We start from the raw sequence: 10,315 nt of genomic DNA, 5'->3' as shown, positions 1-10,315 counted from the left end.
ACCCAAGTTCGGCTGAAGGGATCGGTCTTGAAAACCGACAGGCGGCGAGAGTCGCGCGGGGGTTCGAATCCCTCTACCTCCTCCATTTTTTTAAAAAGTGGTTTAGTTACATATAAAAATGAATAAGATATTAATTTTTCCTTCATGGAGGTATACCCAAGTTCGGCTGAAGGGATCGGTCTTGAAAACCGACAGGCGGCGAGAGTCGCGCGGGGGTTCGAATCCCTCTACCTCCTCCATTTATTTTTAAAACATAATATCGTCGCGGGGTGGAGCAGTACGGTAGCTCGTCGGGCTCATAATCCGAAGGTCGCAGGTTCAAATCCTGTCCCCGCAACCAATGGTCCCGTGGTGTAGTGGTTAACATGCCTGCCTGTCACGCAGGAGATCGCCGGTTCGACCCCGGTCGGGACCGCCATTTTATGTTGGCTCGGTAGCTCAGTCGGTAGAGCAGAGGACTGAAAATCCTCGTGTCGGCGGTTCGATTCCGTCCCGAGCCACCATTTTTTTGTTTTTTTTATGCCGGCTTAGCTCAATTGGTAGAGCAACTGACTTGTAATCAGTAGGTTGGGGGTTCAAGTCCTCTAGCCGGCACCATTTAGGGGCATAGTTTAAAGGTAGAACTGAGGTCTCCAAAACCTCCAGTGTGGGTTCAATTCCTACTGCCCCTGTAAAGTATATGGGCCTATAGCTCAGCTGGTTAGAGCGCACGCCTGATAAGCGTGAGGTCGATGGTTCGAGTCCATTTAGGCCCACCATATATATTCCGCAGTAGCTCAGTGGTAGAGCTATCGGCTGTTAACCGATCGGTCGTAGGTTCGAGTCCTACCTGCGGAGCCATGGCCCGTTGGTCAAGTGGTTAAGACACCGCCCTTTCACGGCGGTAACACGGGTTCGAATCCCGTACGGGTCATAAAAAAAGAGTCAGCAATATGCTGACTCTTTTTTATTATGTATAAGCCTCTTTTTATCACCTTATTTTCCTGAAATAAATAAAGGGATTTAGGAAAAGCTATGGTATGTATTAAAAGGAGGAGATGAAAAATGACGCAAGTTCGAGAAATTATGAGTACTCATATCGTACATTGTACACCATTAGACAATGTATATGAGGCAGCTGTAAAAATGAAGGAAGAATCGGTTGGATTGATTCCTGTTATTGAAAATAAACAAGTTGTTGGGCTTGTTACTGATCGAGACTTAGTTGTTCGTGGGATTGCTGAAAAACATCCTGGATCTAATCAAATTACAAATGTAATGACAACAAACATTGTTTCAGTTTCTCCAGACGATTCTATTGAAAAAGCTACAGAATTAATGGCACAATATCAAATTAGACGGTTACCGGTTGTTGAGAGCGGTCAACTTGTTGGGATGCTAGCACTAGGTGATTTAGCTATAAGAAAATCAGCAGATGATCAAGCAGGGTTTGCTTTAAGTGAAATCTCAGAGCATATGGAATAAATTATGTATAAAGATCAGATACATTATTCTAGTATATACGGATTAAACTAATATGTTAGCGTGATGTATCTGAGACATTATATAATAAGTATAGAGTCAATATTTTTGACAGTTTTTTTAAATTTGTCATTCCTAATTTTTAATAAGAGAAAAAATGATATACTGAGAGATATAAGTGTTATTATAGATTTTGAATATAACAATATTCGTTGTTAATGATGTAATAATGAATTAATATTTCCTACGTAGATAAAGTGAAACTTTAATTATTGGGGGGTGTCCATCCCCCAATAATTATTAGTTGAACCAATCGGGCTTTTATGGGCAGTTTTATCTCCCACCTAACTTCCTCGCATTCGCAGAATTTTGAGGTGGGAGTCTTACTGCCCGCAAATAGCGGGATAAAAAGGGAAGGGGAATTATATGAGGGCTGTACAGGGCGATCCAAATTGGAATTTGGTTACAGATACATATATAGAACCAAATGATTTCGCTGAGTTATTTTCTTTGCTTGTACCTTGTCATCCAAAAGGTGAAGGGAAAGAGCGAACTATATTAGTATGGAAAGAAAAAGAATTTTATAAAGAAGAAAATTTAGCGCCATTTATCGTATATGGCATGAATAAAGTAAAGAATTTACCGCAGTTTCATAAAGATGAAATTCCAACTCTAGTACGTATTCTTCGTTTATGTCAAGAGATTGGTTGGTATGAAGAGGCAAATGCTTTTATGATAACCCAAGGGCTAGATGAATTTGTCCGAACTTCATTGGAGTATGAAACATGGGATCTTTTGACGAAAGCAGTTGCTTTAAACTATTTAATTATTAAATATCGTATTGGTGAATTAACAGCTGAGGATGTAGAAATTTGGGATCGAGTTAAATTTAGTGAGAAATGTATAACAGATTGCAAACATCTATTATCTCATAAAGAAGTATTGGAATTTACATTCTTTTATATGTGTAAGCGAGCTAAAACACTGTCAAAAGAGCAATTAAATAGTGATATGATGAGTCTGGCAATGTATTGTAATACTTTTGTATATGATTTATATACACATGACTTATTACGAAAGTATCGTAAGTGTACAGACTTCCTATCATATTATGGACCTAGTCAAGCAGTTTTAGCTTGTCAAAGAGCTGTACTTTCACAAATTTCCGATCGATTAGACCCTTTAAAGACAACTCATGTAGATGATTATTTATATGTGATGAAAGAAATGATGGAGCATATGACGATAGGGGTAATGGATCGGTATGGTCATTTTATTGGAAAGCTACTATCATATGTACCATTTTTCGAAATGATCCAAGTTCCACAGCATGCATATTACTGTGAAGAATTACTGTATATTTGTAAGGGAATTGAATACAAAGAAGAAATACTACGCAATTATATATTTATACAATTACATGATTGTTTACCATCATTCTTTAAACTATTTCTTAAAAATAAGCGTTATGCAACGATTCATGATATTCTTTTCTATTGGTGCGACGATGAACAAAGAATGAGCTTAGAGAAAAAATATAATCTTAGTTTCATTTATGAAAAATATGCTTGTGGATAAACCATATTTTTCATATTAAAAATTAATATAAATTAAAAAGGATCTCAAGTTTATGTGAGATCCTTTTTTTGTTAGTAAAGCAAGGAGAAAGTAACTAAGATAAGAAATAACATTCCATAAAGGAGAAATTGTGCAGTATAACTTCCTTGTATACCAAAAAAAGTATTCATTTTTTCATATAAATTCAATATATATTTCATTGGATTATCTTTGAAAGATTGGTACACAGTGTCTCCTCTTTCTAAGCTTCTTGTTCATGTTTTTGGTTATTAGGAACATGAACGTATCTAGCTATGAATAATAAAACACCTATAAAGAATACAGGAAGTACGGTAGATAAATAAAAACCATTACTAATTATATTTGTTATAAGAGCACTTAAAAGAAAAATCACATTATAAATATGGGCAATTTTTTGTTTTAGCCGCATTTGTAATGCTTCCATAATGATTTCTAAAGCAACAAAAGCAATAATAATAGATAAAAATACAGTGTTCGTATTATAAATGATTAAACAACAGATTAAACCTAAAAAGGCCAGGTATTCAATAAAGAGAGGTATATTGCGTGGCATATAATTTACCTAACTAAATATGGCAGTGGGTTTACTGCATTTGTTTTTTCAAAATTCCATTCCCCATTATGTAATTCAAAATGGAGATGTTGCCCGTATGAATGACCTGTGTTTCCCATATGACCTACTAATTGTCCAGTTTGTACTTGATCACCAGCTTGTACAGTGCGATCCTTCATATGAGCATAAACTGTTGTATATAATTTCCCATTTATTTGATGGGCGATGAACACGACATTGCCGTAGCTAGCCGAATAATAAGATTTCACAACCTTACCTGCAGCAGCAGCTTGAATAGAGACATTTCCTTGTGCTGCTATATCTATACCATAATGCATTTGCTCCCAGCGCATATCAAAAGTGGAGCTGATTTTCCCTTGAGTAGGGAATTTGAAAACTGCTGGAATTGATGCAGGTTGAGCTGTTTTAGCTTGTGCTTGATTTTGATTTTGCACTACATAGTGTTTTGCTACATATCCGTATCCTGTGCCAAAACGAATTTTATACCAAGTACCTACCGTTTCTACTACTTGTACTTGTGTACCATTTTGTAATGAGCCAAGTAGAGTGCCACTTGTGCTAGCATTGCTACGTACATTTAATTTTGGTGTTGCAACAGTATAAGAAGGAGAACCTTGTACTGTTACACCTTTTACTAGAGGTGTGGATCCATTAGATACAAATGTTTTTTGTACGTAACCAATTTGACCGTTATGTAATATTTTGTACCAATCTCCTTGTTCACCTTGAATGGTAATGAATTGACCATTTGGTAATATATCTAGAATAGAAGACTCTGTATTAGGTTCAGAACGAACGTTTAATGCGTTTGCATTTACGATATATTGAGACTTTGGTTGAACATTTTTTTTGAATAGAATTGCATCTTTTTTCATATAGCCTGTTTTGTTGTTAACAGATACTTTATACCAATCTTGAACTGTTTCAAGAATAGTAACCGGGCTATTAAATCGAATGGTATCAACTATTGCACTGTCTGTATGGCTATTTTGATGTAGTGCAACGTTGTCAATTTTTACATATCCAGTTTTTACTGTAGATGGTTGCTTAGCAGCCGCTGTTTGTATATCGGATTCTCCCATAGAAGGAAGTAAAGAAGCAATTGCGATAGTAGTTGCTGTTAAAGCTGTGGCTTTCATATTCATGTAATAAAGACCTCCTCTAGTTGTATAGTTGTAATTTTATTATAGTATAAAGATATAATATATTGGTCGTATTCACATAAATGTAATATGAAATCAATAAAAATAATGTCAGAAGAGAGATTCGTATATAAATATTGTATATATCATTTGTGAGGTCGCATTTATATTTGTTTAACACGTTAAGATTTAATTCGCAATTAAGAAAATTAAAACAGTTGATGATGTCTTATGGCGATGTTATACTGACAGTGATAATTTTATAGTTTGCTAGGAGGGCTGGTGTTGCCAGCTGAGAGTAGGGCCATAAGCCTTTGATCCTTTTTATTACCTGATCTAGATTATGCTAGCGTAGGGAAGCAATTCGGACATTAACAATGAGTCCCCGTTTCTTTGCGTATAGAAACGGGGCTTTTTTATTTGAAAATTTCATATTAACACCACTAGGGGTGCTTTTCGTGCTGAGAGAGGAATAATCCTTAACCCTTACAACACCTGATCTAGATAATACTAGCGAAGGGAAGTGGAACAACGAATAAATTATAATTTTATTTGCTGTAACCACTTCTTATATACAGAAGTGGTTTTTTTATTGAAATAAATAGATATATAGGAAGGGGAATTATTAATGAAATTTTGTGAAAGATTATTTAATACGGTGCAGCCTGTTTGGGAGAAAAGTCATAATCATCCGTTTGTAGTAGGTATGGGGGATGGTACGTTGGAAAAAGACAAATTCCAGTACTATATTATTCAAGATTATTTATATTTGTTAGATTATGCAAAGCTATATGCAATTGGGGTTGTAAAGGCAACGAATCCACAAGTTATGGCAAAATTTGCAGAGCAAATTGATGGGATTTTAAATGGAGAAATGACGATCCATAAACAGTATGCAAACAAACTTGGCATTACTGTAGAGGAGATAGAATCTGCGAAACCATCTGCTAAAAATTTAGCATATACAAATTACATGATGTCTGTATCTCAAAATGGCACACTTGCAGAATTAATATCAGCTTTACTTCCATGTATGTGGAGTTATTGGGAGATTGGAAAGCGTTTAAATGATATTCCTGGAGCAAGAGATCATGAGTTCTTTGGAGAGTGGATTCAAGGATATAGTTCTGAAGAATACGGTAACCTTTGTATTTGGTTAATAGATTTATTAAATGAAATGGCAGTTGGAAAGTCAGAGAAAGAGCTAGACCGATTAGAGGAGATTTTCTTATATTCCAGCCGATTTGAATATTTATTCTGGGATATGGCTTATCGTAAGGAGATGTGGGGTTTTGAGGAGCAAGAACATACTACAGTTTCATAATGTTTCCTTTCATTATGATGAGAAACCAATCATCGATGAATTAAATGCTTCTATACAAGATAAAGAGTTTGTAAGTATTATCGGACCGAGTGGATGCGGGAAAAGTACTTTATTTCGCCTTATTACAGGCTTAGAAGAGGCAAGTACTGGACAGATAGAGCTGACAAAAACAAAGAGTCATCCTGTAGGGTATATGCCCCAAAAAGATATGCTCTTGCCGTGGAGGACGATTATTGAGAATGCGGCTCTGCCGCTAGAGTGCCAAGGTGTGCAGAAGAAAGAAGCGCAAGTAAAAGCGAAAGAACTGTTACATAAATTTGGTTTACAAGGGTACGAGAAAAAATATCCGAAAGATTTATCTGGTGGTATGAGGCAACGCGTATCTTTTATCCGAACTTTATTAACAGGCGGGGAGATATTATTGTTAGATGAACCTTTTAGTGCATTGGACGCTTTAACGAAGGCATCTTTGCAAGAATGGTTGTTTGAACAATGGAAAGAGTGGAAAAAAACAATTTTATTTATCACTCATGATGTTGAAGAAGCATTGTTTCTTTCTAATCGAATTTTGGTTGTAGAAAATCAACCGATAGCAACTTTAACTGAGCGAATTGTGCCGCTTGATCGTAACCGAACAAGAAAAGATTTATATAAACCTGAAGTGTTAGCGCTTAAAGAAGAGCTCCTTAGTATGTTACAAAGGCAGGTACTTGTATGATGAATCGCTTGAAGGAGTTATTACCTGCCCTTATATTAAGTGGAATTCTACTTGCTCTATGGGAAGTAGGAGCAAGAATTGTAGATGAGATGTACATTTTGCCATCACCTTCTGCAATTGTAATGAAGATATGGGTGCTGAAAGATATATTATTTACGGTTCATTTACCTGCAACGTTGTACGTCGTTTTAATAGGCATTGTTATTTCTATCGTACTGGGCGTAGGGCTAGCAATGTTAATGAATGCGAGTACGTGGATGGAAAGAGCATTTTATCCGTTATTAGTTGCTTCACAAACAATCCCGATTACTGCGCTTGCGCCGCTCTTCGTTTTATGGTTTGGATATACCATCTGGAGCAAGGTTGTTGTTACCGTTTTAATTACGTTTTTCCCAATTGCGGTCAATACGTATGATGGACTGCGTAGTACGAAAAAAGAATGGGAGGAGCTCTTAGTCACGTATGGTGCAACAAAAAAAGATATTTTTCTAAAGCTAAAGTTGCCATCTGCTCTTCCTTACTTTTTCTCAGCGTTAAAAATTGCAGTTCCGCTTAGTGTGATCGGGGCAGCAATTGGAGAATGGCTCGGTGCACAAGCTGGGCTTGGATATTTCAGTAAAAGAATGATGACACAGTTAGACGGAGCTGGTGTATTTGCACCAATTGTATTGTTATCATTATTAGCTATTTTCTTCGTCATACTTATTTCCACATTAGAAAAGAAATTCATTAGTTGGAGGAAACATTCATGAAATTATTAAAACGCATCTTTGTGTTTACATTATTAGTTGCAATGATTGCGGGATGTTCGAGTAACTCGGCATCAGATAAGAATAAATCAGAAAAAGAAATAACAGTAATGCTTGATTGGTACCCGAATGCGGTACATAGCTTTATTTATACGGCAATTGAAAAAGGATACTTTAAAGAAGAAGGAGTCAAGGTGAATATTAAATTCCCTTCTAATCCGACTGATCCATTAACGCTAGCGGCAGCAGGGAAAGTGACCGTTGGCTTGTATTATCAACCAGATGTTGTCATGGCAAAAGCAAATGAACAAATTCCAGTGAAATCAATTGGAGCTGTCGTACGTTCGCCGTTAAATCATGTTGTATCGCTGAAATCAGCAGGTATTAAGTCACCTAAAGACTTAGAAGGAAAAACAGTTGGATATTCTGGGACCCCTTTAAGTGAAGCATATTTAAAAACGATGGTAAAAGAAGATGGTGGTAATCCAGATACAGTAAAAGTAGTCGATGTTGGATTCGATTTAGTACCAGCGTTAATTACGAAAAAAGTGGATGCTGTAACAGGAGCATACATTAACCATGAAGTACCTGTTATGCGTCATGAGGGCCATGAACCAGCGTACTTTAATCCAGCTGATTACGGTGTGCCGAATTATCATGAGCTTGTGTTTGTAACAGGTGATAAAACTTTGAAAAAGGATAAAGAAGCATTACAGGCCTTTTTACGTGGTGCGAAAAAGGGATATGATTTCATGAAGAAAAATCCGGATGAAGCATTAAATATTTTATTAGATCATCAAGAAAAAGAAAACTTCCCACTTGTACCAGAAGTTGAAAAAGAAAGTATGAAAATTTTATTAGAGAAGATGGAAACGAAAGATGAGCCATTCTTATCGGATTCAAAAGAGTCATGGGAGAAACAAAATAAATGGTTGAAAGACAAAGGAATGGCGAAAGAAATTGTTCCAGCCAATGAATTATTCGAAAACATTTTAAAGTAGGCGAATGAATATGAAAAATGAGCTTCATGTAATCTCAAATGGCCATATGCCATTTGAAGAATTAGTGAATGTAGCGATGCAAATTGAGAGTGAGATTGATTATTTGCATATTCGTGAGCGTGAGAAGAGCACGAAGGAATTGTATGAAGGTGTGGAAAGTCTTTTGGGGAAAGGCTTTCCGGCATCGAAGATAGTGATAAATGATCGAATTGATATTGCTATTCTATTAAATATTCCGCGTGTGCAGCTAGGATATCGAAGCGCAGATGTAAGGTCGGTGAAAGAAAAGTTTTCTTATTTGCATGTTGGCTATTCAGTACATTCTTTAGATGAAGCGATAGTGGCATTTAAAAATGGAGCGGATTCACTCGTTTACGGTCATGTATTTCCAACGGCTTGTAAAAAGGATGTGCCAGCAAGAGGATTAGAAGAAATTGCTCATATGGCAAGATGCTTATCCATACCAATAACTGCAATTGGTGGGATTACCCCTGAAAATACAGGTGATGTTCTTGCAAATGGTGTAAGTGGCATTGCTGTTATGTCTGGGATTATAAGCAGTAGTAATCCGTATAGCAGGGCGAAATCTTATAAGGAATCAATAAGAAAGTGGGCGGAAAAACATGTGTAAGAAGTATGATGTAGCGATTATTGGCGGAGGTGTAATTGGTAGCTCAGTTGCACACTTTCTAGCAGAAAGAGGGCATAAAGTAGCGATTATAGAGAAACAAAGAATCGCATCTGAAGCTTCGAAAGCAGCTGCTGGTTTGCTCGGTGTTCAGGCAGAGTGGGATGCATATGATCCGCTGTTTGAGCTTGCTAGAGAAAGCCGTGCTATATTTCCACAACTTGCAGCAGTTTTACGTGAAAAAACAGGCATCGATATTGGGTATGAAGAAAAGGGCATTTATCGCATCGCTCAAAATGAAGATGAGAAGGAAAGAATTCTTCATATTATGGATTGGCAACAGAAAACAGGTGAAGATTCCTATTTTCTAACGGGGGACCATTTACGGGAAAAAGAGCCATTTCTATCCGAGTCAATTATAGGAGCGGTATATTATCCGAAAGATGGTCACGTTATTGCGCCAGAGCTTACGAAAGCATTCGCACATTCTGCAGCAATTTCCGGAGCTGATATATATGAACAAACAGAAGTGTTTGATATTCGTATTGAAAATAATAAAGTGACTGGAATTGTGACAAGCGAAGGTGTAATCACATGTGAAAAGGTCGTTATCGCCGGAGGATCATGGAGTACGAAATTGCTACATTATTTTCAGAGTGATTGGGGTACATATCCTGTTAAGGGGGAGGTTGTTGCAGTAAGAAGCAGGAAACCTCTGTTGAAAGCTCCTATTTTCCAGGAGAGGTTTTATATTACGCCGAAGCGCGGTGGCCGTTATGTGATTGGGGCAACGATGAAGCCTCATACATTTAATAAATCTGTACAACCAGAAAGTATTACTTCCATATTAGAGCGTGCCTACACAATATTGCCTGCTTTAAAAGAAGCAGAATGGGAAAGTACGTGGGCTGGGTTAAGACCGCAGTCTAATCATCAAGCTCCTTATATGGGAGAGCATGAAGAAATAAAAGGTTTATATGCTTGTACGGGCCATTATCGAAACGGCATTTTATTAAGTCCTGTTTCTGGTCAGTATATGGCTGATTTAATAGAAGGAGAGCAGGAGAATCACTTGCTAGATTTATTGCTTTCTAAAATGGTGTAGAAAGGGGATGGAAG

10 protein-coding genes, 9 tRNA genes and 2 riboswitches are annotated in these 10,315 nt (G+C 37.0%); of the genes, 17 read left to right on the top strand and 2 right to left on the bottom strand.

Features of this window, described 5'->3' with window-relative positions; genetic code table 11:
- Window positions 1-146 precede the first annotated feature (146 nt).
- The 11 genes from MR155_RS14485 to MR155_RS14435 all read left to right on the top strand — a co-directional run bounded on the left by MR155_RS14485 (window position 147) and on the right by MR155_RS14435 (window position 3,039).
- A tRNA-Ser gene (locus MR155_RS14485) sits at window positions 147-239 on the top strand.
- Window positions 240-263: 24 nt separating this feature from the next.
- Window positions 264-340 (top strand) — tRNA-Met (locus MR155_RS14480).
- 2 nt (window positions 341-342) lie between these two features.
- A tRNA-Asp gene (locus MR155_RS14475) sits at window positions 343-418 on the top strand.
- Window positions 419-427: 9 nt separating this feature from the next.
- Window positions 428-503, top strand: a tRNA-Phe gene (locus tag MR155_RS14470).
- Between the two features lie 18 nt (window positions 504-521).
- Window positions 522-597 (top strand) — tRNA-Thr (locus MR155_RS14465).
- A 3-nt stretch (window positions 598-600) separates the two neighbouring features.
- Window positions 601-671 (top strand) — tRNA-Trp (locus MR155_RS14460).
- Window positions 672-681: 10 nt separating this feature from the next.
- Window positions 682-758: transfer RNA gene (locus MR155_RS14455), tRNA-Ile, on the top strand.
- 7 nt (window positions 759-765) lie between these two features.
- Window positions 766-840 (top strand) — tRNA-Asn (locus MR155_RS14450).
- Between the two features lies 1 nt (window position 841).
- Window positions 842-913, top strand: a tRNA-Glu gene (locus MR155_RS14445).
- Between the two features lie 131 nt (window positions 914-1,044).
- A complete protein-coding gene (locus MR155_RS14440; RefSeq protein WP_242310291.1) occupies window positions 1,045-1,464 on the top strand; it encodes a CBS domain-containing protein in 420 nt (139 codons plus the stop codon).
- Window positions 1,465-1,887: 423 nt separating this feature from the next.
- A complete protein-coding gene (locus tag MR155_RS14435) occupies window positions 1,888-3,039 on the top strand; it encodes a DUF3965 domain-containing protein (RefSeq protein ID WP_098635838.1) in 1,152 nt (383 codons plus the stop codon).
- A 241-nt stretch (window positions 3,040-3,280) separates the two neighbouring features.
- Here MR155_RS14435 and MR155_RS14430 read toward each other — a convergent pair whose 3' ends face one another.
- Window positions 3,281-3,613, bottom strand: coding sequence for a hypothetical protein (locus MR155_RS14430; protein ID WP_002010638.1), 333 nt, complete (start codon window positions 3,611-3,613; stop codon window positions 3,281-3,283).
- A gap of 5 nt (window positions 3,614-3,618) precedes the next feature.
- Complete coding sequence (locus MR155_RS14425) at window positions 3,619-4,779, bottom strand: SH3 domain-containing protein (protein WP_002029853.1); 1,161 nt, start codon at window positions 4,777-4,779, stop codon at window positions 3,619-3,621.
- 259 nt (window positions 4,780-5,038) lie between these two features.
- A riboswitch (TPP riboswitch) is annotated at window positions 5,039-5,151 on the top strand.
- Between the two features lie 60 nt (window positions 5,152-5,211).
- Window positions 5,212-5,315, top strand: a riboswitch (TPP riboswitch).
- An 89-nt stretch (window positions 5,316-5,404) separates the two neighbouring features.
- Here MR155_RS14425 and tenA point away from each other — a divergent pair.
- The 6 genes from tenA to thiO are packed head-to-tail and all read left to right on the top strand — an operon-like array spanning window position 5,405 to window position 10,301.
- Window positions 5,405-6,100, top strand: a complete 696-nt coding sequence (gene tenA / locus MR155_RS14420; protein WP_219300011.1) for a thiaminase II — start codon at window positions 5,405-5,407, stop codon at window positions 6,098-6,100.
- Window positions 6,069-6,818 carry an ABC transporter ATP-binding protein gene (locus MR155_RS14415; protein WP_219300010.1) on the top strand — a complete coding sequence of 250 codons (750 nt, stop codon included), beginning with the start codon at window positions 6,069-6,071 and terminating at the stop codon, window positions 6,816-6,818. The genes tenA and MR155_RS14415 overlap by 32 nt, the downstream gene beginning before the upstream one ends.
- The gene (locus tag MR155_RS14410; RefSeq protein ID WP_113936784.1) at window positions 6,818-7,570 is read left to right on the top strand and encodes an ABC transporter permease; all 753 of its coding nucleotides are present in this window, start codon (window positions 6,818-6,820) and stop codon (window positions 7,568-7,570) included. The genes MR155_RS14415 and MR155_RS14410 overlap by 1 nt, the downstream gene beginning before the upstream one ends.
- A complete protein-coding gene (locus MR155_RS14405) occupies window positions 7,567-8,568 on the top strand; it encodes an ABC transporter substrate-binding protein (protein WP_113936772.1) in 1,002 nt (333 codons plus the stop codon). The genes MR155_RS14410 and MR155_RS14405 overlap by 4 nt, the downstream gene beginning before the upstream one ends.
- Before the next feature lie 10 nt (window positions 8,569-8,578).
- Entirely contained in the window at window positions 8,579-9,199 is a 621-nt protein-coding gene (gene tenI / locus MR155_RS14400; protein ID WP_113936771.1) for a thiazole tautomerase TenI, read from the top strand.
- Window positions 9,192-10,301, top strand: a complete 1,110-nt coding sequence (gene thiO, locus MR155_RS14395; protein WP_219300009.1) for a glycine oxidase ThiO — start codon at window positions 9,192-9,194, stop codon at window positions 10,299-10,301. The genes tenI and thiO overlap by 8 nt, the downstream gene beginning before the upstream one ends.
- Window positions 10,302-10,315 lie beyond the last annotated feature (14 nt).

The sequence above is a fragment of the Bacillus cereus group sp. BfR-BA-01331 genome (assembly GCF_022663915.1).
Taxonomy (GTDB): Bacteria; Bacillota; Bacilli; order Bacillales; family Bacillaceae_G; genus Bacillus_A; species Bacillus_A mycoides.
Note: the sequence above shows the minus strand (reverse complement) of the source record. Positions and strands in the feature narration are given on the sequence as shown.

Excerpts from the sequence above, each read along its gene's own strand:
- MR155_RS14440 (WP_242310291.1), top strand. The coding sequence starts at position 1,045 with ATGACGCAAGTTCGAGAAATTATGAGTACTCATATCGTACATTGTACA.
- MR155_RS14435 (WP_098635838.1), top strand. The coding sequence starts at position 1,888 with ATGAGGGCTGTACAGGGCGATCCAAATTGGAATTTGGTTACAGATACA.
- MR155_RS14430 (WP_002010638.1), bottom strand. The coding sequence starts at position 3,613 with ATGCCACGCAATATACCTCTCTTTATTGAATACCTGGCCTTTTTAGGT.
- MR155_RS14425 (WP_002029853.1), bottom strand. The coding sequence starts at position 4,779 with ATGAATATGAAAGCCACAGCTTTAACAGCAACTACTATCGCAATTGCT.
- tenA (WP_219300011.1), top strand. The coding sequence starts at position 5,405 with ATGAAATTTTGTGAAAGATTATTTAATACGGTGCAGCCTGTTTGGGAG.
- MR155_RS14410 (WP_113936784.1), top strand. The coding sequence starts at position 6,818 with ATGAATCGCTTGAAGGAGTTATTACCTGCCCTTATATTAAGTGGAATT.
- MR155_RS14405 (WP_113936772.1), top strand. The coding sequence starts at position 7,567 with ATGAAATTATTAAAACGCATCTTTGTGTTTACATTATTAGTTGCAATG.
- tenI (WP_113936771.1), top strand. The coding sequence starts at position 8,579 with ATGAAAAATGAGCTTCATGTAATCTCAAATGGCCATATGCCATTTGAA.
- thiO (WP_219300009.1), top strand. The coding sequence starts at position 9,192 with ATGTGTAAGAAGTATGATGTAGCGATTATTGGCGGAGGTGTAATTGGT.